This window comes from Roseateles chitinivorans (assembly GCF_050632235.1).
Taxonomy (GTDB): domain Bacteria; phylum Pseudomonadota; class Gammaproteobacteria; order Burkholderiales; family Burkholderiaceae_C; genus Roseateles; species Roseateles chitinivorans_A.
This window is the reverse complement of sequence record NZ_CP192584.1, coordinates 4,396,301-4,418,569: the sequence shown is the minus strand read 5'-3', so window position 1 is coordinate 4,418,569 and position 22,269 is coordinate 4,396,301. Positions and strand designations below refer to the sequence as shown.

At 69.5% G+C, this 22,269-nt stretch carries 21 protein-coding genes; 14 read left to right on the top strand and 7 right to left on the bottom strand.

The window, feature by feature from the left end:
* Positions 1-43 precede the first annotated feature (43 nt).
* Complete coding sequence (locus ACQ859_RS20025; protein ID WP_431262420.1) at positions 44-1,450, top strand: APC family permease; 1,407 nt, start codon at positions 44-46, stop codon at positions 1,448-1,450.
* On the opposite strand, the gene ACQ859_RS20020 is transcribed toward ACQ859_RS20025, so the two are convergent.
* Positions 1,451-2,134: an O-methyltransferase gene (locus ACQ859_RS20020; protein WP_431262419.1), complete on the bottom strand. Its 684-nt coding sequence runs from the start codon at positions 2,132-2,134 to the stop codon at positions 1,451-1,453. It lies immediately after the preceding gene.
* Between the two features lie 135 nt (positions 2,135-2,269).
* Here ACQ859_RS20020 and ACQ859_RS20015 point away from each other — a divergent pair, with 135 nt between their 5' ends.
* Positions 2,270-2,995, top strand: a complete 726-nt coding sequence (locus ACQ859_RS20015; RefSeq protein ID WP_431262418.1) for a TetR family transcriptional regulator — start codon at positions 2,270-2,272, stop codon at positions 2,993-2,995.
* Here the strand turns inward: ACQ859_RS20015 and ACQ859_RS20010 are convergent.
* Together ACQ859_RS20010 and ACQ859_RS20005 are read right to left on the bottom strand one after the other, a co-directional pair.
* On the bottom strand, positions 2,973-4,205 hold the full coding sequence (locus ACQ859_RS20010; RefSeq protein ID WP_431262417.1) for an arabinose transporter: 1,233 nt from the start codon (positions 4,203-4,205) through the stop codon (positions 2,973-2,975). The two genes, ACQ859_RS20015 and ACQ859_RS20010, sit on opposite strands and share 23 nt — an antisense overlap.
* A 252-nt stretch (positions 4,206-4,457) precedes the next feature.
* Entirely contained in the window at positions 4,458-5,084 is a 627-nt protein-coding gene (locus ACQ859_RS20005) for a TetR/AcrR family transcriptional regulator (RefSeq protein ID WP_431262416.1), read from the bottom strand.
* A 174-nt stretch (positions 5,085-5,258) separates the two neighbouring features.
* Between ACQ859_RS20005 and ACQ859_RS20000 the strand changes: the two genes are divergently transcribed.
* Entirely contained in the window at positions 5,259-5,999 is a 741-nt protein-coding gene (locus tag ACQ859_RS20000) for an SDR family NAD(P)-dependent oxidoreductase (RefSeq protein ID WP_431262415.1), read from the top strand.
* A 7-nt stretch (positions 6,000-6,006) separates the two neighbouring features.
* On the opposite strand, the gene ACQ859_RS19995 is transcribed toward ACQ859_RS20000, so the two are convergent.
* The gene (locus tag ACQ859_RS19995; RefSeq protein ID WP_431266607.1) at positions 6,007-6,798 is read right to left on the bottom strand and encodes a MetQ/NlpA family ABC transporter substrate-binding protein; all 792 of its coding nucleotides are present in this window, start codon (positions 6,796-6,798) and stop codon (positions 6,007-6,009) included.
* A 205-nt stretch (positions 6,799-7,003) separates the two neighbouring features.
* Here ACQ859_RS19995 and ACQ859_RS19990 point away from each other — a divergent pair, with 205 nt between their 5' ends.
* The 4 genes from ACQ859_RS19990 (at position 7,004) to ACQ859_RS19975 (ending at position 10,894) form a co-directional block, all read left to right on the top strand.
* Entirely contained in the window at positions 7,004-7,396 is a 393-nt protein-coding gene (locus ACQ859_RS19990; RefSeq protein WP_431262414.1) for a hypothetical protein, read from the top strand.
* A gap of 19 nt (positions 7,397-7,415) precedes the next feature.
* Positions 7,416-7,883, top strand: coding sequence for an OsmC family protein (locus tag ACQ859_RS19985; protein WP_431262413.1), 468 nt, complete (start codon positions 7,416-7,418; stop codon positions 7,881-7,883).
* A 108-nt stretch (positions 7,884-7,991) separates the two neighbouring features.
* Positions 7,992-9,716: a hypothetical protein gene (locus tag ACQ859_RS19980; RefSeq protein ID WP_431262412.1), complete on the top strand. Its 1,725-nt coding sequence runs from the start codon at positions 7,992-7,994 to the stop codon at positions 9,714-9,716.
* The gene (locus tag ACQ859_RS19975) at positions 9,713-10,894 is read left to right on the top strand and encodes a serine hydrolase domain-containing protein (protein WP_431262411.1); all 1,182 of its coding nucleotides are present in this window, start codon (positions 9,713-9,715) and stop codon (positions 10,892-10,894) included. The genes ACQ859_RS19980 and ACQ859_RS19975 overlap by 4 nt, the downstream gene beginning before the upstream one ends.
* Before the next feature lie 15 nt (positions 10,895-10,909).
* Here the strand turns inward: ACQ859_RS19975 and ACQ859_RS19970 are convergent, their stop codons facing one another.
* Positions 10,910-11,749 carry a PA4780 family RIO1-like protein kinase gene (locus ACQ859_RS19970; RefSeq protein ID WP_431262410.1) on the bottom strand — a complete coding sequence of 280 codons (840 nt, stop codon included), beginning with the start codon at positions 11,747-11,749 and terminating at the stop codon, positions 10,910-10,912.
* A 427-nt stretch (positions 11,750-12,176) separates the two neighbouring features.
* Between ACQ859_RS19970 and ACQ859_RS19965 the strand changes: the two genes are divergently transcribed.
* Together ACQ859_RS19965 and ACQ859_RS19960 are read left to right on the top strand one after the other, a co-directional pair.
* Positions 12,177-13,127 (top strand): YihY/virulence factor BrkB family protein, encoded by a 951-nt coding sequence (locus ACQ859_RS19965; RefSeq protein WP_431262409.1) that lies wholly within the window; start codon positions 12,177-12,179, stop codon positions 13,125-13,127.
* A 62-nt stretch (positions 13,128-13,189) separates the two neighbouring features.
* A complete protein-coding gene (locus tag ACQ859_RS19960) occupies positions 13,190-13,498 on the top strand; it encodes a hypothetical protein (RefSeq protein ID WP_431262408.1) in 309 nt (102 codons plus the stop codon).
* A 20-nt stretch (positions 13,499-13,518) separates the two neighbouring features.
* Here ACQ859_RS19960 and ACQ859_RS19955 read toward each other — a convergent pair whose 3' ends face one another.
* Positions 13,519-15,108 carry an aspartate:alanine exchanger family transporter gene (locus tag ACQ859_RS19955; protein WP_431266606.1) on the bottom strand — a complete coding sequence of 530 codons (1,590 nt, stop codon included), beginning with the start codon at positions 15,106-15,108 and terminating at the stop codon, positions 13,519-13,521.
* Positions 15,109-15,265: 157 nt separating this feature from the next.
* On the opposite strand from ACQ859_RS19955, the gene ACQ859_RS19950 reads away from it, so the two are divergent.
* Positions 15,266-16,771 carry a DASS family sodium-coupled anion symporter gene (locus ACQ859_RS19950; protein ID WP_431262407.1) on the top strand — a complete coding sequence of 502 codons (1,506 nt, stop codon included), beginning with the start codon at positions 15,266-15,268 and terminating at the stop codon, positions 16,769-16,771.
* Positions 16,772-16,867: 96 nt separating this feature from the next.
* Positions 16,868-17,863, top strand: coding sequence for a 2-hydroxyacid dehydrogenase (locus ACQ859_RS19945; RefSeq protein ID WP_431262406.1), 996 nt, complete (start codon positions 16,868-16,870; stop codon positions 17,861-17,863).
* A gap of 13 nt (positions 17,864-17,876) precedes the next feature.
* Here the strand turns inward: ACQ859_RS19945 and ACQ859_RS19940 are convergent, their stop codons facing one another.
* Positions 17,877-20,033, bottom strand: a complete 2,157-nt coding sequence (locus tag ACQ859_RS19940) for an ATP-binding protein (protein WP_431262405.1) — start codon at positions 20,031-20,033, stop codon at positions 17,877-17,879.
* 267 nt (positions 20,034-20,300) lie between these two features.
* Between ACQ859_RS19940 and ACQ859_RS19935 the strand changes: the two genes are divergently transcribed.
* From ACQ859_RS19935 to ACQ859_RS19925, 3 genes are all read left to right on the top strand, one after another.
* Positions 20,301-20,723: a hypothetical protein gene (locus ACQ859_RS19935; RefSeq protein WP_431262404.1), complete on the top strand. Its 423-nt coding sequence runs from the start codon at positions 20,301-20,303 to the stop codon at positions 20,721-20,723.
* A gap of 258 nt (positions 20,724-20,981) precedes the next feature.
* Positions 20,982-21,503, top strand: a complete 522-nt coding sequence (locus tag ACQ859_RS19930; RefSeq protein ID WP_431262403.1) for an RDD family protein — start codon at positions 20,982-20,984, stop codon at positions 21,501-21,503.
* Entirely contained in the window at positions 21,500-22,231 is a 732-nt protein-coding gene (locus ACQ859_RS19925) for an RDD family protein (protein WP_431266605.1), read from the top strand. The genes ACQ859_RS19930 and ACQ859_RS19925 overlap by 4 nt, the downstream gene beginning before the upstream one ends.
* Positions 22,232-22,269 lie beyond the last annotated feature (38 nt).

The window sequence follows — 22,269 nt, the reverse complement described above, 5'->3', positions numbered from 1 at the left end:
GCATCGCGCGTCCCCGTCCCCGTCCCCGTCCCCGTCCCCCACCATGCCCCCGTCCGTTCCTGCCAGCATTCCCGCCGGCGATCCTTCCGGCGCGTCACCCCAGCGCATCCTCGACGTCCGTCACGCCATGGCGCTGTGCATCGGCATGGTGGTCGGTGCCGGCATCTTCAAGACCTCGCCGATGGTGGCGCAGTTCCTGGCGACGCCGGAGCAGCTCTATCTCGCCTGGGCGCTCGGCGGCGTGCTGTCCTTCGTCGGCGGGCTCTGCTTCGCGGAACTCGCGGCGGCCTTCCCGGACGCCGGCGGCGACTACCACTTCCTGCGCCGCGCCTTCGGCGCGCGGCTCGGTTTCCTGTTCGCGTGGTCGCGTTTCGCGGTGATCCACACGGGCTCGATGGCCTTGCTCGGTTTCGTGTTCGGGGACTACCTGGCGCAGGTGGTCGACCTCTCACCGTGGCTCGGCGAGTACGTGAGCGCGTGGCTTGCGGGCGGGCTCATCGTCGCGTTGACGGGGCTCAACCTGCTCGGCGTGCGCGTGGGGCTGGGCACGCAACTCGGTCTGACGACGCTCGTCATCGGCGGGCTCCTGCTGCTCGGCGTCAGTGCCGGCGTGCAGCAATGGCAAGGACTGGCACCGGCCACGCCCGCCGCACCGGGCGGCGGGGCTGGCGCGCTCGGCGCGGTGAGCGGCGCGACCGTCTCCTGGGGCACGGCGATGGTGTTCGTGTTCCTCGCCTACGGCGGCTGGAGCGACGCCGCCACGCTCTCCGCCGAGATGAAGGACCCGCGCCGCGGCATCGTGCGCGCGCTGCTGCTGGGCCTGGGCACGGTCACGGCGCTGTACCTGCTGGCCAACTGGGCTTACGTCCGCGTGCTCGGCATGGGTGGCCTGGCCGCGAGCGCGGCGCCGGCGGCCGAGTCGATGCGCGTGGTCTTCGGCCGCGGCGCGGAGCTGGTCATGGTCGGCGTGGTGACGCTGACCGCCCTGTCGGTGATGAACGCGATCCTGATCGCCGGTCCGCGCACCACCTACGCCGCCGCGCGCGATCTGGCGGAGGAAATGCAGCTCGCGCGCTGGGACGCCGATCGCGGCACGCCCACGGTCGCGGTGATCGCCACCAGCGGCATGGCGCTGGCGCTGGTCGCGTTCGGCGCGGCGACGCGCGGCGGCTTCTCGACGATGGTCGACTACCTGTCGCCGGTGTACTGGTGCTTCCTGACGCTCAGCGGCCTGGCGGTGCTGGTGCTGCGCCGCAAGGCGCCGGCGCATCCACGGCCGTTCCGCGTGCCGCTGTACCCGGTGCTGCCGCTGGTGTTCGTCGGCTGCAGCGCGTACGTGCTGTGGTCCAGCGTGGTCTACGTCAGCTCGGGTGCCGTGGTCGGCGTCGCCGTGCTGGCGGCCGGTGCGCTGCTGCTGTGGAGCTACGGCCGCCTGCGCCGGCGGCCTTGATCAGCCCACCCGGAGCGACACCTCGACGTCCTCGCCGAACGGCAGCGACAGGTAGCCGCCGTCGGCGGAGCGGATGCGCGTGAGGTAGTCGGGGCTGTAGTCGACGTTGTCGGCGATGACGATCGCCCCGGGCCGAAGGCGGGGTTCGACCAGATCGAGCACGTCGTCGTACAGCGACTTCGCGCCGTCGAGCAGCAGCAGGTCGATCGACGCCGGCAGGCCGTCGCGCAGCGTCTGGAGCGCGTCGCCTGCGCGGAAGTCCACCAGGTCGCTCAGGCCGGCCTCGGCCACATGCGCGCGTGCCTGGGCCACCTTGGACGGCTCGAACTCCGTGGTGATCAGCAGCCCGCCGCCGTTGTCGCGCAAGGCCGCGGCCAGGTGAAGCGTCGACAGCCCGAAGGACGTGCCGAACTCGACGACATTGCGTGCTCCAGCGTGCCTGGCCAGCAGGTAGAGGAGCCGGCCGGTCTGCGGCGATACCGGCAGCCAGAGGTCCTTGAGCTGGCCGTAGAACTGCAGGTACTCCGTCTTGCTGCGCATGAGGCGCTCGCGTTCGGCGCGGGGGATCGCGGCCGCCGCGGGGCTGGTCGCCGCCTCCGCCTGCGCGAACAGGCGGGTCAGCAGCGGCGCGAGGGGCGCCGTGGTCAGCGTGGTCGACGGGGTCGATGAGATCGATGAGGTCATGGTGAGGTCGGGTTGTGGTCGGGTTGCGGGCGGCTCGGCGCCCTGGGGTGAATACGATCAATCCATCGTGTTTTTAGAATACGATGGATCCGTCACATTCGCCATTCGCATTCCAGCGGCCACCTCCACCTCGCCATGTCCACACGCAAAACGCCCCAGATCTCCTCCCGGAAGCTGCCTCAGCAGGCCCGCTCGACCGACCTCGTGGCCGCCATTCTTCAAGCGGCCATTCAGGTTCTGGAGACGGAAGGCGCCGCGCGCTTCACCACGGCGCGCGTCGCGGAACGGGCCGGTGTCAGCGTGGGGTCCGTCTATCAGTACTTCCCGAACAAGGCGGCGATCCTGTTCCGGCTCCAGACCGATGAGTGGCAGGCGACCACGGAGACCCTCCGACGCATCCTGGAGGACCGGAAGCGGCCTCCGCTGGAGCGCCTGCGAGTCTTGGTCCTGGCCTTCCTCAAGTCCGAATGCGAAGAGGCTGGCATGCGCGTGGCGCTCAACGATGCAGCGCCGCTGTACCGCGATGCGCCCGAGTCGCAGGCGGCCCGGGCGGAAGTGACGCTGACCATGCAGGCCTTCATGGAAGAGGCCGCACCCGAGGCGGGCATCGCGGCCCGCGCACTGGCGGGCGATCTGGTCCTCACGACCCTGAGCGTGGTGGGTCACGACTTCTCGGCCAGTCCGAGGACGGCGGCCGAGATCAAGGCCTATGCGGGCGCCCTGGCGGACATGCTCTGCGCCTACATCGGCACTTTGAAGGCCGCTCCGGCGGGAACGTCGAAGGGGGCCTCGAAGGTGATGTCGAAGGCGACCGCGGAGGCAGTTCCGAAGGCGGCGCTTAGCCGCCGCCGACCGGCTTGAGGGCGACGCGGGGCTTGGCCACCAGCAGCGCCAGCGCCACCAGCGCGGAGGCCGCGACGGTCACCGCGGCGGCCAGATAGACCGCGTCGACCGAGTAGGCCCGCGCGAGCGCTCCGGCCGCCGGGCTGAGCAGGCCCAGCGAGACGTCGAGGAAGGCCACGTACGCGCCCATGGCCAGGCTGCGCGCCTGCGGCGGGGCGCGGCGCACGGCTTCCACGCCGAATCCCGGGAAGGCGAGCGAATAACCGAAGGCCGTCAGGGCCGTGCCCGCGTAGGCGACGGCGGCGCTGTCCGCCTGCCAGATCACCAGCAGACCGGCGGCCTCGATCAGCACGCAGACGAGCGCCACCTTGGCGCCGCCGATCTTGTCGGGGAGGTGGCTGAAGAGGATGCGTGCGCCGATGAAGGCGGCGCCGAACGCGGTGAAGGCGAGCGATGCGTCGCCCCATTGTTTCGAGACGAAGAGCAGGGCGATGAAGGCCGTGATCACGCCGAAGCCGGCGCTGCACAGGGCCAGGCCCAGCCCGGGGCCGCTGACGGCGGCGAGCACGGCGTAGAACGGCGTCCTGCGGCCGGCCGCGGGCGGCACGGCGGGCGCGCGGGTGATGACGAGCAGGCCCAGGATCGGGATCACCAGCACGGCGGCGCAGATGCCGGCGAAGCCGCGGCTCGCGTTCAGGGCGACGCCCAGCGGGGCGCCGACGGCATACGCGCCGTAGATGGCCGTGCCGATCCACGCCATCACCTTGCCGGCGTTCTGCGGCCCGACGAGACCGATGCCCCAGCCCATGGCGCCGGTGACCAGGAGGCTCTCGCCGACGGCCAGCACCAGGCGTCCCGCGACGAGCACCCAGACGGCGAGCGTCGGTTGCGTCGGGAAGCTCAGCGAGACCAGGTAGACAAAGCCCGAGACCGCCGCGAGCACGAGGCCCAGGCGGACGGCGCGATGGGTGCCGCGGAGATCGGCGAAGTTGCCGGCCCAGGCGCGCGACAGCAGCGCCGCCGCGAACTGCGAGCCGATGACGAGGCCGACCACCAGCTCGTCCATGCCCAGCGTGCGGTGCACGTGCAGGGGAAGGACGGGCAGCTGGATGCCGATCGTGAGGAAGCCGATGAGGACGGTCAGTGTCAGCGGCAGCAGCCGCAGGAAGATGTCGGCGCCCGACGGCCCGGAGGCGTCGCCGCGCGATGCGTCGATGGAGCGGTTCATGGTCGTATGCGAAGAGGGGATTCGGACGCCGCCGCCTGGCACGGAGGGTCCAGGCGACGACGCAATGCGATGGATTGATCGCATTGAAGAATACGAGGGATCCGTCGTATTCCCTATTCGCATTTGCTGACGGCGGCGGGCTGGCGCGCGCATGCGCCGCGACCCCGTCGATCCGTCTCTGAGCCGAAGGGCCCGCGCGGGCGGCGGGCGATCGTCAGACGCCGGACCGGCGGCCGGAAGCGTTCCCGCTGTTCAGGTTTTCATCCGGCCCGGGCCGGCACGGACCGCTTGCTTCTTCCGCGGCTGCGGTGGCGACTGCGACTGCTGGACGATGCCGTCCCAGCCGGCCATCGCGATCTCGGCGACCGCCTGGAGTTCCGATCGGTCGGCGCCGTCACGGGCGCGGATCGCCATGCCGCTCTGCACCGTCTGCAGATACCTGGCGAGATGCGCGATGTCGAGGGCAGGCGGCAGTTCCCCATCGGCGACGCCCTGTGCCAGACGGGACGAGAGCACGTCGAAGGCGCCGGCCCGCGTGGTCTTCATCACTTCACCGAGTGCGTCATGCCCCTCGCTGCCCACCGTGCTCAGCGTGACCAGGCACCCGTGCGGCAGATCGCAGTCGGCGCCCGTCATGGCCGCGGCAGAGTCACGCAGGTAGGCGAGCGCCGCTTCGCGGGCCGTGGCCGCCTGCCGGAACCGCCCCAGCACCAGGTGCTCGAAGGTGTCCGAGTAGAGCCGCAGTGTCTCGGCGTACAGCTCGTCCTTCGAGCCGAAGGCGGCATACAGGCTGGTCGAGCCGACGCCCAGCGCCGTGGTCAGGTCGGCGATCGACGTTGCCTCATATCCCTTGATCCAGAAGAGCCGCATGGCCTTCATCAACGCATCCTCGCGATCGAAGGCACGTGGCCGGCCACGCCCGCGAGGGGCGGGCGCGGCGGTCTCCGCCGGCACGGGAATTTCTTTTGCAACGATCGCTTCATAAATGCCTTGACGATGCCAGGATCCGGATTCTACTATTAATGCATCAATCACTGCATAAATGGTGGACCCATGAAGCAACTTGCTGGAAAACGTGCCCTGGTGACGGGCGGCTCTCGGGGCATCGGGGCCGCGATCGCGCTCGCGCTGGCCGAAGAAGGCGCTGACGTCGCGCTGACCTTCCAGAACTCGGGCGATCGCGCGCGGGCCGTCGTGGCGTCGATCGAGCGCCTGGGTCGCCGCGGCGTGGCCATCCAGGCCGACAGCGCGGATCCGGGCGCCATCAGGCGGTCGGTCGACGAGGCCGTCGCGGCGTTGGGGGGACTGGACATCCTGGTCAACAACGCCGGCATTGCCCGCTACAACACGATCGCGGATTTCAGCGTGGCGGACATCGACGCGCTGCTCGCGGTCAACGTCCGAGGACCCGTGCTGGCGACGCAGGCGGCCATCCCGCACCTGGTCGCGGGAGGCCGCGTGATCACCATCGGCTCCGCCGGCGCGGACCGCATCGTCGGCGCGCCGGGCACGGTCTACTACATGACGAAATCGGCGCTCCAGTCCTTCACGCGCGGGCTCGCGCAGGAGCTGGGTCCGAAGGACATCACGGCCAATCTGGTCCAGCCGGGCTCGACCGACACGGACATGAACCCGGCCGATGGCGAGAGCGCGGACTACCAGCGCAGCCTGGCGCCGCTGGGCCGTTTCGCCGCGCCCGCGGACATCGCCGCCGCGGTCACCTTCCTGGCAAGCCCGGGAGCAAGGCACCTCACGGGCACCATCATCAACGTGGATGGCGGACTGCTCGCCTGAACGCCGTTCAGAACGCGACGACCAGCGAATCCGCGAAGCGCTCCGCCACGAACTGGCGGACTTCGGGCGACTGGAAGGCGCGGACCAGCTTGGGCACCCAGGGGCGGTCCTTGTCCTGCGTCCTCACGGCGATGAGATTGGCGTAGGGGCTCTTGGCGTCTTCGATCGCGATGGCATCGCGCTTCGGGACGAGACCCGCCTGCACCGCGTAGTTCGTGTTGATCGCGCTGGCGTCGACGTCGTCCAGCGTACGCGGCAGCTGCGCGGCATCCACCTGGACGATCTGCAGCTTGCGCGGATTCCCGGCGATGTCGAGCGTCGTGGCCGAGATGCCCGCGCCGGGCTTGAGCGTGAGGACGCCGGCCTTGTGCAACAGCTGCAGCGCACGGCCGCTGTTGGTCGGGTCGTTGGGGATGGCGACGCGGGCTCCCGTCGCCAGCTGATCGAGCCGCTTGATGCGTTTCGAGTAGAAGCCCAGCGGCGCCGTGACGGTCACGCCGACCGCGCTGATCTTGTAGCCGCGCGCCTGGATCTGCGATTGCAGGAAGGGCAGGTGCTGATAGCTGTTGGCCTGCACGTCGCCGGCGTCGAGGGCGGCGTTCGGCTGCACGTAGTCGGAGAACTCGACGATCTGCAGCGTGAGGCCGTCGCGGGCCGCGACCTTCTTCGCGACCTCGGCGATCTGCGCGTGCGGGCCGTTGGTGACGGCGATCCGGATGATCTCCTCGGCGCGGCTCGCGCCGGTGAAGAGCAGGGCGGCAGCGGCGGCGGTGAGGCCGAGGAGGGCGGAGCGTCGAATGGCCATGGCGATGGGGGAGCGGGGGACCAGCAAAGGGAACGAAAAATAGCCCGGGAGGCGGGACTCCCGGGCTTGAATTGCTCGGAAAGAGCACACGGCAAAGGTCGACGTCAGGATCGCCGAGACCGCCTCGGAGGGCTACGAAGGGATGCGCAGGTGCTTATGCGTTCCGCCTAAGATCACCTCCGACTGGAGGAGGTGGATCTTGGTGAATGACGAAAACTTCCTGGCGCGGCGATTCGACGTGCTTTGGAAGTCGCTGGTGGTCGGCTCAACGGAACTGGAACACGGTGATCCACCGATGGGCGTTGCGACCGGGCGGTTCCATCCCTCCGAGAACTATGCGTTGATCCGCGAGCGCTGCCAGCTCGATGGCAGCGTTCGGGCCGGACTTCAATTGAGGGTCCGTCATCGGGACGGGAGGATCATCGACTGTGCGGCCGGCGTGTTCATCGAGGATGCGTCCGAGGAACTGGGGCCGAAAGCGATCGAAGTCAGCGTCTTGGGCATTGGCCATCTCCTCTATGAGGAGCTGTTCCCGCAACACGTCGTCGCGTATGACGCGATGTTTTCCGCCAAGGGCAACGGCTCGCCCTGAACTGCAAGAGCGACTAACGATGGCACATCGCGAACACAAGTACCACGTCACCGTGACGTGGACCGGCAACCAGGGCACCGGCACGTCCGGCTACAAGGCCTACAGCCGGGACCATGAGATCGGGTCGGCGGGCAAGGCCACGATCCTCGGATCGTCCGATCCGGCCTTCCTGGGGGACAGGAGCCGCTGGAATCCGGAGGACCTGCTGGTGGGTTCGACCAGCGCCTGTCACAAGCTCTGGTATCTCCACCTGTGCGCCGAGGCCGGCATCGCCGTGCTGGACTACGTGGACGAGGCCGAGGGCACCATGGTGGAAGGCGCGAAGGGCCGCTTCACGCAGATCGTCCTGCGGCCGCGCGTCACCGTTCGTGCCGGAGACGACGTCGACCTCGCCCGGCGTTTGCACCATGACGCGCACGAGCAGTGCTTCATCGCCAACTCGCTGAACTTCCCGGTGCTCTGCGAGCCGTCGATCCGGACGGAGTGATCCGGGGCGGCGCGTCAAGTCCCAGACGGACGCTTCCCCGTCCGGGCTGTGGCCGGGAACGCCCCGACAGGGCAGGATGCAGTCCTCCGAATCTCCGGATCCGATCGCATGCGTCTCCCCTCCATCCGATCCGCGCTCGCGGCCCGTGGCGCGTACACCGCACGCACCGCACATACCGTACACACCGCGTCTGTCGCGCTTACCGCGCGTTACGCATTGGCGGCACTGCCCGCCTGCGCCGCTGCGCTGCTCGCCAGTCCGTCCCACGCCGCGCCTGACGCGAAGAGCCTGGTCACCGACTCCGCCGCCATGAGCCAGCTCGTCGAGGCCGTGAGCTACGACGTGATGTCCGAAGCCGGGATCGACGCCTGCGAGGAGGCGGGCGCCGCCACCGCCCCGTCGATGCGCGAGGCCTGGATCGCCTGGCGCGGGCGCTACCAGATCGCCCCGATGCGGGTGGTGCTCACCCGCATGATGCAGCGGCGCAGCGGCGATGCGCCCTGGGACAAGCTCGTCGAGCCCATGCGCCAGCGCGTGCAGAGCGACCCGCAGGCCTGCGCCACGCTCGCGCGTGAGTGGCAGGGCGGCGGCAAGGACATCGCCGCGCGCTACCCGCAGGCGGGTGCCGTGGCGCGCGCGATCGTACAGGCCAACCTCGTGATGCCGATCACCCCGCTGCCCGTCGCCGTCGAACCCGCGCGGGGCCAGGTCTTGCTGCCCAGCCAGGTGATCGCGTTGTCGGAACAGTGCGGCAACTGGCTGGTGATCTCCGAGGAGGCCGCGCGGCGTAAGCTCGGCCTGGTCTACGTCAAGGGCCGCGTGGCCCGCGACATCCGCCGCCCCGAGAACTTCTACCTGATGCAGGCGCAGGGCGACCGGATCGGCGAGCAGTTCATCCACCTGAAGTTCAACGCCGAATCCTGGCTGGGCAAGGACGTGGTGCTGCGCGGCGTCGTCACGTCGTTGAGTCGCCTGTCGATGGATCTCGCCGACGCCGCGCTCGTCAACGACGCGTCGGGGCTGACGCCGTCGCCCCTGGCGCAGACGCCGCTGGCGCGCAAGGAGGTGGCGCTGCGGCGCGTGTCGACCGCGCCCGGCAAGGGCTTGGGCGACAAGGACCTGGCGGCCGTCGTGATCCACGGTTACGCCAACAACCTCAACGGCACCCGCTGGGAGGAGGACGTGCGCTTCCTGCTGCGGGACGGCACGGTCTACCGTCGCACCGAGATGCCGCCGGACCAGCTCGACGTCGCCGCGTCGCGCCAGCTCGAGCCGCAACAGTGGGGCCGCTGGCGCAGCGCCGGCAAGAGCTACGCGATGCAGGCCCAGGACGACGACGGCCGTCCGTCCGGCGACTGGAAGCCCGAGGAGCATCAGGCCGTGCGGCCATGGCCGAAGGAGGCGCGGCTGGAAGGCAGCTTCAGCCGGCGCAGCTTCACCGGCAGCATGATCACCGGCGGCACTTCGGCCACGCACGGCATTCGGTTCACGAAGGACGGCCGCTTCGAGCGCAGCTTCAGCGCCCTGTCCAGCACCGGCAGCCTGCAGGCCATCACGGGCACGGTGATCGCGGGGTCGTCGCAGGGCGACGGCAAGGGCAGCAGCAGCACCGGCAGCAGCACCGTCGGCACGGGGCTCGGGACGGTCGGGGTCAGCAGCGGCACCCGCACGAAGGACGACGGCGCGAGTCGCCGCGGCAGATATCAACTGGATGGTTTCGTGATCACGCTCGAGTACGACGACGGCCACCAGGAGCGGCTGCTCAGCTTCCCCGTCGATGGCGACAACCGGTCCGTCTACATCGGTACCGGCAGCTACGATCGCGACAAATGAAGCAGCATCCATCCCGGCGACCGCAGCGAGGCCCCGCGCTGCCCCATGTGATCGTGGCCCTGACCGTCGCGCTGGGCGGCGTCGCGCACGCGCAGACGGCCTCCGGCTGCCAGGGCGTCTACGTCGATCCCCAGAAGCGCTTCCTCCACAACGAGGCACCGGCCGCCGCCGTCCCGCAAGCCTTGCCCGCGGGGACGCCGCTGGGCGCGGTGAGCTACAAGCCGCGGGGCTCGGCGACGGCCGTGCCGCTCGAGGACTACTTCGGCAGGTTCTGCACCACCGGCTTCCTCGTGATGCACGAGGGCCAGGTCGTGTTCGAGCGCTACCTGCAGCAGGCGCGGCCGTCGTCGGCGCTGCTGTCGGCGTCGATGTCCAAGACCGTCCTCGCGCTGCTGATCGGCGTCGCGATCGGCGAGGGCAGGCTGTCCCTCGACGAGCGCGTCGCGACGGTGCTGCCGGACTTCCGCGACAGTGCCTTCGCCGACGACAGCGTCGAGGACCTGTTGCGCATGAGCTCGGGCGTGGCGCTGAAGAACTCGTTCCGGCCCGGCGAGGCCTCGGACAACCAGAGCACGAATCCGATGATCGAGCCCTTCACCGATGTGCGCGCCTATCTGGCGGGCAAGAAGGAGAAGGATCCCGCCGGCAAGGTCTTCAACTACAACGGCGCGGTGACGGCCGTGCTCGGCCTGATGCTGAGCGCGCGCACCGGCGTGAGCAACACCGACTACCTGTCCACGCGCCTGTGGGGCCCGATGGGCGCCGAGGCGCCCGCCTACTGGATCAAGAACCGGGCAGGGCAGGAGGGCGTGCAGGGCCAGTTCGTCGCGAGCTTGCGGGACTACGCCCGGCTGGGGCAACTGATCATGAACCTCGGCCGCGTGGGCGAGCGCCAGGTCGTGCCTCAGACGTGGATCGAGCAGATGACCCAGCTGCGCAAGGACAAGCCCCAGCCCGCGGCCGTGCCGTATTACGGTCTGCACGTCTGGATTCCGCAGGCGGCGGGCGGGCGCTCCTTCGCCTGGGGCACCAACGGGCAGAACATCTTCGTGGACCCGATTGCGAAGGTCGTCATCGTGCATACCGGCAACAGTCCGGATGCGGAGTTCAACGGCAACGACCACCTGTTCCCAATCCGGGACGCGATCACGGCGGCGCTCCGGGCCGCCAAGCCCTGAACTGACGCCGACGGCTCACTGCATCCGCAGGCGCCGGGCGGCTTCCTCGTCGACCGCGTCGTCGATCTCGCGGATCACTTCGCCCAGATCGACCGGGCCGGTCGCGTGCTTGAAGCGGCCGGTCAGCGGCGTGTCCGGCGTCAGGTTGCCGCTTTCATACAAGGCCCAGATCTCGTGGCCGTAGTCGGTGCTCAGCAGGTCCGGGGCGAAACCGCCGAAGAAGTCGCGCAGGTTGTTGACGTCGCGCAGCAGCATGCGCTTGGCGTGGTTGTTGCCGGCGGCGTCCACCGCCTGCGGCAGGTCGATGATCACCGGGCCGTCGCTGGCCAGCAGGATGTTGAACTCGGACAGGTCGCCGTGCACCACGCCGGCGCCTAGCATGCGCACGACTTCGCCCAGCAGGCTCTGGTGGTGGGTGCGGGCCTCCTCGGCCGTGAACATCGAGTCGTTCAGGCGCGGCGCCGCGTCGCCGTTCTCGTCCACGACCAGCTCCATCAGCAGCACGCCGTCCATGAAGTTGTAGGGCCGCGGCACGCGCACGCCGGCGCCGGCCAGGCGATACAGCGCGTCGACCTCGGCGTTTTGCCAGGCGGCCTCCTGGGCCTGGCGGCCGAATTTCGTGCCCTTGGCCATCGCCCGGGCCTGCCGGCTGTTCTTGGTCTTGCGGTTCTCGGTGTAGTCGACGGCCTGACGGAAGCTGCGCTGCGTGGCCTCCTTGTAGACCTTGGCGCAACGGGTCTCGTCGCCGCAGCGCACCACGTAGACCAGCGCTTCCTTGCCGCTCATCAGCTGCCGCACGACGGTGTCGATCAGGCCTTCCTCGATCAGGGATTGGAGACGCGGGGGTGCTTTCATCGGGACCTTGAGGGCGCGTATCGGACGCCGGGGCAGATGGCGCGCGCGTTCGTGGGGATGCCATCTGGCGGATTGGCATCTTCTCATGACAGGACCGCGGGTTCACCGGCGCCGAGTCCGTCCGGCGCGCCGATTGCCCTTGCGGACGGCGGCTTGTGCTGCGCCGGACCCCAGGGAGCGCCGGGGTGAATCGTTCGACGAATGGTCTGTGAATCGTTCGATGAATAGTTCGATGAATAGTTCAGGAGTGCCTTGGACAGACGGACTTTCGCTGGGCGAGAAGCTTGCGGTTTGGCGCCGCTCCCTCTGAAAGCTTGCTCCGAAGCGGATGAAACAGGGGCGTTCCCAGGGCACGCCAGAACGGACGAAATGAATGCCTCATGAATAGTTCGGCGAATACCTCACGCATCGAAAGATGGATGCCCGCATGTCCTGGATGCGCAGATTCCGCGACCGGCCGCGTCTGAGCGGACTGCTGCGTTGGGCCCGCCTAGCGGCCATACGCACGCCCGTCCTCGGCGTGCTGCTGCTCGCGATCCGCAACTACGTGCAGCACCAGAGCGCCAACCAGGCGGGCAGCATGGCGTTCTCGATGGTGCTGTCGATGTTCCCGCTCCTGTTGCTGGTGTCGGCGGGCGCCGCCTACATCGGCTCGCCGGGCGACGCGGCCGCGCTGGCGGGCCGGGTCGTGGAGTACGCGCCGCCGCTCGTGCGCAGCGCGCTGCAGCCGGTGGTCAACCAGGTGCTGGCCCAGCGCAGCCAGGCGCTGCTGGCCATCGGCCTCTTCGTCACCTTGTGGACGGCATCGTCCGGCATGCAGGCCGTGCGCACGGCGCTGAACCGCGCCTACGCCATCGAGCGCGGCCTGCCGTTCTGGCGCGCGCGCCTCAAGGTCACGCTGTTCACGCTGATCGTCGGTGGCGCCATCCTCGCCATCTTCAGCTCCGTGATCGTCATGCCCTACGTCTGGGAGGCGCTGGAGAACAGCGTGGGCAAGGGCCGCGAGACGCTGTGGGTGCGCAACAGCGTGCGCTATGGCGTCGCGTTCCCGGTCCTGGTCGTGCTGTATGCGCTGCTCTACGGCTGGTTGCCGGACGTCCGCCTGCGACTGCGCACGGTGCTGCCCGGCGCGCTCGTCGGCGCAGCGCTCTGGGTGGCGGCGGCAGCGACGCTCTCGTACACGCTGCGCAGCGCGGGCAAGCTGGCGCTGCTCTACGGCAGCTTCGCCGGCGTGGTCGCCACGCTGGTGTTCCTCTACATCAGCGCGACGACGCTGATCTATGGGGCGGAGGTGAATGCCGTCATCCGTGGACGGTTGAAGGCCGCTTCAGACGCGGAGTCGGAGTCCACGGGCGAGGTCAGGTTCGACGCACGATAGAGTCGCGCGAACAACAACGGGAGGGAACAGTGGGCTCACAGCATCTGAGTGAAGACGAGCAGATGGATGCCATCCACTCGCTTCGGGAATTCATGACCGCCGTCGGCGCGACGGAGCGGCCACCGGTCGTGACGCCGTGGATTCCGGTGAAGGTTCGCGTGTCGACACGCAAGAAGTGGGGCGTCTCCACGCACGCAGGTTTTGAGTCGCGTGGAGGCGGGCGCGCGCCGTTGCTCATCCTGGCGGACACCGCCAGGGGCTTCGGGATCACCGAGACGCGGTTCGCTCCTGAATTTGTGAAGATGGCGTGGGAGGAATCCGAGCGCCAATTGACGGTCCACGGCGGGGTGACGTTCACGCTGACGTTCTGACATGCCGTCCCGCATGCGGGTCATGCCCCCCAGATCGCTACCACCTGCACCAGCACGATCTTCACGATCGTCATCGACGGGAAGATCATCGCGTAGCCGATGTCAGGCTGGTCGGTGGGCGCGATGCGGTTGGAGAACGCCAGGATCGCCGGGTTGCCGGTGGCTCCCGCGACGATGCCGGCCGCGGCGTCGAACGGCAGTCTGAACACCACCGTCGCCATCAGCAGGGTCACCACGACCAGCACCGAGACGATCGCGCTGCCGAGCGCCAGGTAGAGCCAGCCGCTCTCCGCGATCGTGGCGGCGAAGGTGGATCCGGACGAGATCCCCACCACCGCCAGGAACACCGTCAGCCCGAAGTTGCGCAGCACCAGGTTGGCCGAGATCGGCATCACCCACGTGAGCGGCCCGGTGCGGCGGCGCCAGCCCAGCAGCAGCGCGACCAGCAGCAGTCCCGCGAAACCCAGCGAGAGGTGGCCCAGCAGCGGCAGCGGCAGGCTGATCGCGCCGACGGCCAGTCCCAGCGTTACGCCGACGCCCAGGCCGATGTAACTCACCTCGCCGGTGGCGCGGACCGAGTCGCCGAAGTAGCGGCTCAGCGTCGGGAAGCTCTCGCGCGGCGCGAGCACGCCGACGCGGTCGCCGAACTCGAGGACCCGGTCCGCGTGCGGTGCGAGGTCCACGTCGCTGCGCCGCAGATGCAGGATGCGCGCGCGGCACTCGGGCGGGAGTTGCAGTTCCGACAGCCGCTTGCCGGCCAGCAGCGGGCTGGAGACGAAGAAGCGCTCGTAGTCGAACTCGCTGCGGTCGCGCAGGATGCGCCCCGGTTCCGCAGGGCCGAAGCGCAGCGCGGCGTTCTTCAGCGCGGCGGGATCGGTACCGCTGAGCAGCAGCACGTCGCCGCGCTGCAGTTCGGCGTCAAGCGCCGCGCCCATGTTGTGATGACCGCGCCGGATCGCGGAGATCGCCACCCCGTGCGGCAGCGTCTGCGACACCGCGGCGACCGTGCGGCCGAGGACGGCGACATCGTCGACGTGGACTTCCTCGACGTGGAGCGAGGGCGGGGCGGGGTGCTCCAGCCGGGGCTTCCGCCAAGCGTTGTAGAGGCCGAGCAGCAGGATCGGGATCGCCACGCCCACCGGATACGCGACCGAGTAGCCCGTCGCCGGCGACGGCCCGAACACCGCCAGCGCCGCCTGCAGCGCCGCGGTGCTGGTGCCCGCGCCGGAGAAGGCGCCCAACGCCCTGGGCAGCTCCACGCCGGGCCAGAACCGCGTCGCCGCGATCATCAGGCCGAGCGAGGCCAGAACCCCCAGCAGCGCCGCCGCATTGGCCCTGGCCCCGCGCGCGCTGGTCAGGCCGCGCAGGAACTGCGCGCCGTAGGCGATGCCGACGCCGTAGAGGAAGAGCATCAGCCCCAGGTTGCCGATGAGCGCGGGCAGCTTCAGCTGCGGCGCGGCCGCGCCGATCGCCAGCCCGACGAAGAGCACCGCGCCCGATCCGAGCGCGAAACCCTGGATGCTGCGGGCGCCCAGCCAGTAACCCACCGCGATCGTGAGGAACAGCGCCAGCAGCGGCTGAGCCGCCAGGAAGAGTCCGAACCGGTCGATGACATCCATGGATGGCCACCCCAGGAATTGATCGTGTCGAGTGTAGGGGCCAGTCCTTGCCACGTGCACGAAGCTTGACGCAACACCAGTGTTGATCGACGCTGCGGCCGTTCCTTCGTGATTCAATCGACTGGAGACCCCAGGGAGGACGCTGCGCATGACAGCCCGGTTGATCGCGCTCTATCGCTATTTCAAGCAGGCGGTGCCATTCCGCCTGATCCCCGCGTTCATCACGACCGGGGTGCTCATCGGCCTGCTCCTGGTGCCGGTGCCGGACGGCCTCAGGCCCGAGGCCTGGCACCTGGTCGCCATCTTCCTCACCACCATCGTGGCCATCATCCTGAAGGTGATGCCGATCGGCGTGATGGCGATGATGGCCATCGTCATCCTGTCGCTGGCCCAGGTGACGTCGCCGACGTCCAAGGGCGCGATCACCGATGCGCTCAGCAGCTTCTCCAACCCGCTGATCTGGCTGATCGTCGTGGCGGTGCTGATCTCCCGCGGACTCAAGAAGACCGGGCTGGGCAACCGCATCGGGCTGATGTTCATCGCCTTGATGGGCAGACGCACCGTGGGCATCGGCTACGGCCTGGCGATCTGCGAGCTGGTGCTCGCGCCGTTCACGCCCAGCAACACGGCCCGCGGCGGCGGCATCGTGCATCCGATCATGAAGTCGATCGCCAGCGCCTTCGACTCCGATCCGGCCAAGAACACGCAGGGCAAGGTCGGGACCTATCTCGCGCTGGTCAACTACCACGCCAATCCGATCACCTCGGCGATGTTCCTCACCGCGACGGCGCCCAACCCGCTGGTGGTCGACTACGTCGCCAAGGCCACCGGGCAGTCGCTGCACCTCACCTGGACCACCTGGGCGCTGTGCATGCTGCTGCCGGGGCTGGTGGCGCTGCTGACGATGCCGCTGGTGGTGTTCCTGCTCGCGCCGCCCGAGCTCAAGGCCACGCCGAACGCCGTCGAGTACGCGCGCGGCGAGCTGACCCGCATGGGGCCGCTGTCGGGCAAGGAGCGCGTGATGCTGGGCGTCTTCGGCCTGATGCTGCTGCTGTGGGCGAACGTGCCGGCGATGATCTTCGGCCCGGGCTGGACGCTGGATCCGACGGTGGTCGCCTTCCTGGGCCTGTTCGCGCTCATCATCACCGGCACCATCGATTGGGACGATGTGCTGTCGGAGAAGAGCGCCTGGGACACGCTGATCTGGTTCGGCGCGCTGGTCATGCTCGCCGAGCAGTTGAACAAGCTCGGTGTGATCAGCTGGTTCTCCATCGGCATGCGCGACGCGATCGTCGCGAGCGGGATGGGCTGGTTCTGGGTCGCCGCGGTCCTGGTGGCGGCGTTCGTGTTCTCGCACTACCTGTTCGCGAGTACGACGGCCCACATCAGCGCGATGATGCTGGCATTCCTGACGGTCGGCGCGCAGCTGGTGCCGGGCGACTACCTGGTGCCGTTCATGCTGATGATGACGGCGGGCTCGGCGATCATGATGACGCTGACCCACTATGCGACCGGCACGTCGCCGATCATCTTCGGCAGCGGCTACGTGACGATGGGGCAGTGGTGGCGCGTCGGCGCGGTGATGTGCGTGCTGGAGCTGCTGATCTTCGCGACCGTGGGCATCGCGTGGTGGCGCGTGCTGGGGATGTGGTGAGGTCGCCAGGGGCCACCGTACTTCAACCGCCGCTGGCCCTCACCCCCGCCCTCTCCCGCAAGCCGGAGAGGGAGTAAGAGGAATGGAGCAGGAATCATGAAAACCGCCGTCTTCAGTACGCGTCGATATGACCAGACCCTGTTGCAGCAGGCCAACCAGGGGATCGGTCACGAGCTGGTGTTCGTCCAGGACCGGCTCACCGTCGACACGGTCGCGCTGGCCGCCGGATGCAAGGCAGTGTGCGTCTTCGTCAACGATGCCGTGGACGCCGAGGTGCTCACGCGCCTGGCGGCGCAGGGCACGCAGCTGGTGGCGACGCGTTCGACCGGCTTCAACCACATCGACGCGGCCGCCGCCCGCCGGCTGGGCATCGAGGTCGTGCGGGTCACCGACTACTCGCCGTACTCGGTCGCCGAGTTCGCGGTGGGGCTGCTGCTCGCGGTCAACCGCAAGATCGTCCGCGCCAGCGTGCGCACGCGGGACGGCAACTTCGAGCTCGACGGCCTGATGGGCGTTGACCTCCATGGCAAGACGGTGGGCGTGATCGGCACCGGCAAGATCGGGACGATCTTCGCGCGCATCATGGCGGGTTTCGGCTGCACGGTGCTCGGCTACGACGCGTATCCAAGGGCCGAGTTCGAGGAACTCGGCGGCCGCTACGTGCCGCTGCCCGAGCTGATGTCGCAGTCGGACGTGATCTCGCTGCACTGCCCGCTGACGGAGCAGACGCAGCACATCGTCGACGCGGATTCGCTGGCGCAACTCAAGCGCGGCGCGATCCTGGTGAACACCAGCCGCGGCGGCCTCGTCGACACCGAGGCGGCGACGCAGGCGCTGAAGACGGGGCAGCTCGGCGGCCTGGCGATCGACGTCTACGAGCAGGAGGCCAGCCTGTTCTTCCAGGACCTGTCCTCCACGGTGATCCACGACGACGTGATCCAGCGGCTGGTGTCCTTCCCGAACGTGATCGTCACGGGGCACCAGGCCTTCTTCACCGTCGAGGCCATCGGCCAGATCATGGCCACGACGCTGGAGAGCCTCAGCGCGTTCGAGCGCGGGGAGCCGCTGGTGAACCGGATCCCGGATTGCTGAAACGCCCGGGGTTCTAGCCGGCGACCGTGAACTCGAACACCACGTTCGGCGCCTCGTACCGGTAGCCCAGCGTGCCGCCGTGTTCCTCGACGATGCGCCGCGTGATGTAGAGCCCCAGGCCCAGGCCGCTGCGGTTGGGCGCGCCGCGCTCCAGGCCGCGCTTGAACGGCTCGAAGAGCTCGGCCGCCACGGCGGACGGAATCTCCTCGGCGTCGTTGGCCACGCTGAAACGCTGACCGCCATCGCCGGTCGGCGCCAGCGCCACCGTCACCGGGCGACCTGGCGCACCGTAGTGCCGCGCGTTCGAGATGAGGTTGGACATCGCCTGTGCCAGCCGCACCGGATCGCCGGTGACCATGGCCGGACCCGCCGTGCGGGCGACGATCTCGAAGCCGGGATGGCCCATCCGCACTTCCTCGACCAGGTCCAGCAGCAGGGCCTCCAGATCCAGCGCGCGCAGTTCCGCATGCAGCTGCATGCCGACCTCCGCCCGGCTGAAGTCCAGCACCTGCGTGATCAGCCGGTGCATCCGTCCGCTCGACGCGTCCAGCCGCGCGCCCAGTCGCCCGGTCTGTGCCGGATCCGGTTCGCGCTTGAGCACGCCCGCCACCATCTGGATGGCCTGCAGCGGATCGCGCAGGTCGTGGCCGAGCATCGCCAGCAGGTTGCGCCGCGCCGCCTCGACTTCCGCATGCCGGGCGGCTGCCGTGCGCTGCAGTTCCAGCATCAGCTGCTTGCCGAAGCGCACGTCCGTCTCGGTCCACGGTTCGGCGCAGTCCTTGACCTGCTCGCGCCACTCCGCGAAGGAGCCGCGCGGCGTCAGCCGCGGACCGTTGGGGCCGCGCGCCACGACCTTGTCGGGCTGGCCGGCCCAGCGGACCGTCTCGCGCTGCTCCTTGCGCAGCGCGATCAGCCGGCCACCGTTGCTGGCGTCGAAGGGCAGGCACATGGAGCCGACCCATTGACCGATCAGCGGCCGCAGCGCCTCCGGCCAGTCGTCGCTGCAGGTCCGCAGCGCGGGCATGTCGCCCGTCCAGGGCACCGTCGCGATGGCCACGGCCAGCTCCTGCGGCAGGTCGCCGTCCGAGACCACCTTGCTCTGCTGCGCCAGCACCAGCGCGTCGGCGCGCAAGACGTCGCGCAGGCGCGCCGCTTGGCCGAGCAGGGCCGTGATCGCGTCATCCGCGATGCCCATGTCGGCCGCCAGTTCGGCCACCAGCGAGGCTGTGTCGGCCTGGCGGCGCGCGAACTCGCGCGCCTCGATCGTCGCGATCGCCGAGGACAGGATGTTGGCCAGCACGTCGCAGTCGGAGCGCACCGGGTAGGGCACCTGCAGCGAACTCATGTGGTGGCAGGCGATCAGGCCCCAGAGCTTGTCGTTGACGACGATGGAGACGCTCATCGACGCGCCCACGCCCATGTTGTGCAGGTACTCGACGTGGATCGGCGAGACGCTGCGCAGCACCGAGTGCGTCAGGTCCAGCGGCGGCGCCTCGGGGTGTCCGACCAGCGCGACCGCGCGGTAGCTGACGTGCGGGATCAGCCGCAGCGTGTTGAGCAGGTAGAGCCGGCGCGCCTGCGCCGGGATGTCGCTGGCCGGATAACGCAGGCCGCGGTAGGAGGAGAGGGCGTCCGACTTGGCTTCCGCCTCGACCTCGCCGCTGTCGTCGTGGCGGAAGCGGTAGGCCATCACCCGGTCGAAGCCGGTCCAGGCGCGGATGGCATCGACGGCCACCTGCAGCACCGCCTCCATCGAGCCGGCACGGCGGATCCGGTCGTAGACCCGCGCCTGGGAGCTCAGCGGCGCCAGCGGCTGGGTGCGGGGCTCGATCTCGATCAGCGTGTGGTGGTCGTGGACGTGGACGACGGCATCGTGCGGCCGGCCGCCGATCTCGACCTCGCAGAAGGCCGGCATGCCGGGCGTCAGCGCGGCTTCGTCGGCCAGGAGGCTCAGCTCGCCGTGGACCGTGCCGGGCAGGGCCAGGTCCTGCCACGGCAGTCCCAGCGTGGGCTGCAGGCCGAGCAGGGCGGGCACGTTGTCGCTCCAGGCGGCGACGCGGCCCTCGCGCAGCGCGATCAGCAGGCCGTGCGGCTGGATCGAGCCCGGGATGTGGATGGGCTCGTCGGCGCAGGATTGCAGCGTCGGAAACGAAGGCTCGAGACGTTCCATGGTGGCAATGGGGAGGGGGCCCTGGACTGTACCTGCCGGCCCGGTGCGCCAGCCCTCTCGCGGACCCTGGGACGGGGGAGTGACCGGTGGCGCGGCCAGCGGTCCTGGCGCCCGGCTGCCCGGCTGCCCGGCTGCCCGGCTGCCCGCAAGGCCGGGTGCGGGGTGCCGGGCGCGCTTCCCGCGTCCGGGAGTGCGGATTGCCCCGAAGCCTATCCGGCGCCGATATTCCGCGCCGCCTCGGAACTTCGTTCCCTTGGAGGACCGGCGATGAAGCAATTCAGCATCTTCCTGACCGCGTTCTGCGTGACCCTGGTCGCGGCCGCCGCCATCGCGCAGACGACCGAACCGCCGGTCAGTACCAATGCCAGCCGGCGCCAGTCCGGCACCGTGGGGCCACCGCTGGACGCGGCGTCGATGAACCAGCCCGCCGCATCGACGGCGCGGTCGGCGCCGCCGACGGGGGTTGCGGTGACGCCAGCGCCGGCTGCTGCGCCCACCCAGTCGCCGAGTCCTGGCGCGGTCCCGGCTCCGGAGGCCGAGCCCGCGGACGTCACGCCGCCCGCCACGACCGCGCCCGCCGAAGCCGCCAAGCCCGCCACTGGAAGCCGGGCGAGCCGCCGTGCGAGCGGCCGGGTGACCGAGGCGGACGGATCCTCCGGCGGGCTGCCGGTCCGGCCTGACCGGAATTGAGGGTTCGGCCGGACCGGAGCTGAAACGACGGAGGCTGCGGGTTTCCCGGCCCGGCGACGCCCGGAATCAATATCCGGGCCCCCTCCGTGGCGTGAACCGCGCCCGGCTCACGCAAGACCCGGCCCCGGCGTGACGCGCCGATGACGGCAATCCCCCCAGAGGGTGTGGCGGATCCCGTTCAGGTCGGTGATGCCCCCATCGACCACCCCCTGAAGCGCTGACACAATGCCCTCCAAAATTCTGAGAGGGAGTGAAAGCATGTCAGTTTCCAGCGAAGACCGTTTCGCGCCGCCCCAGGCGATGGTGGCCGATGTGCCGGCCGCCGAATCCGGCGACGTCCTGGCCAGCCGCGGCGTCCGCTTCGTCGCGGCGATCATCGATGCCGCCATCCTCTGGCTCATCCTGATGGTCGTGTCCTTCGTGGTGCCCGCCATCAAGGAGGTGCTGGCCCAGCGCGGGGCGAACTTCTCGATGACGTCCCTGAACCTGTCCTCGCTGTTCCTCGGCTTCACCGTTTTCCTGCTCGTCCAGGCCTGGCCCCTGCTGAAGCGCGGGCAGACCGTGGCCAAGATGCTCTTCAAGATCCGCATCGTCCGCACCGACGGCAGCAAGCCGGATGCGTGGCGGCTGCTCGGTCTGCGCTACGGGATCGGTTTCCTGCTGAACGTCAACGTCATCACCTCGATGATCTACGCGCTGCTCGACTGCCTGCTGATCTTCCGCGAGTCGCGCCAGTGCCTGCATGACACGATCGCCGACACCAAGGTGATCAAGCTCTGAGCGCCCATCCCGCCGCGCCCGCGCCCCGCATCGACACGCTGGCGCTGGCCGAGACCCCCGAAGGCATCGTCCTGTCCCTGCGGCCCGCGGGCCTCGTGTCGCGGACCATGGCCTTCCTGCTCGACCTGTTCATCCGGCTGATCCTCGACGTCGTCCTCGTGATGGCGCTCGGGGCCACGGGCCTGGGCGGGCTGGGCTACGGCCTGATGCTGATCGGGATGTTCCTTGTGGAATGGCTGTACCCGATCGCCTTCGAGCTGGGCCGCTCCGGCGCCACCCCCGGCAAGCAGGCGGCGGGCCTGCGCGTGGTCATGGACACCGGCCTGCCGGTCACCCCGGCGGCCTCCGTCACCCGCAACCTGCTGCGCGTCGCCGACTTCCTGCCGCTGGCCTATGCCTTCGGCATCGTGACGATGCTGCTGCACCGCGATTGCAAGCGCCTGGGCGACCTGGCCGCCGGCACGCTGGTGGTGTATGCGCAGCCGGTGGTCCTGCACGACGCCCCGCCCGCCGCGACCCCGCTGGCGCCGGCACGGCCGCTGAACCAGGGCGAGCAGGCCGCCATCCGGTCCTGGGCCGGCCGCGCGAAGCGGCTGACGCCGGAGCGCCTCGAGGAACTCGCGAAGCTGGCGGTCCCCGTGCTGCCGGCGGAGGAGCCGGGGGCCCGGCCACGCATCGCGACCGAGCGCCTGCTCGGCGTCGCGCAATGGTTGATGGGGAAGCGGTGATGGCTGAGCCACGAAGCCCGGGTGAGGACGTCCGCATG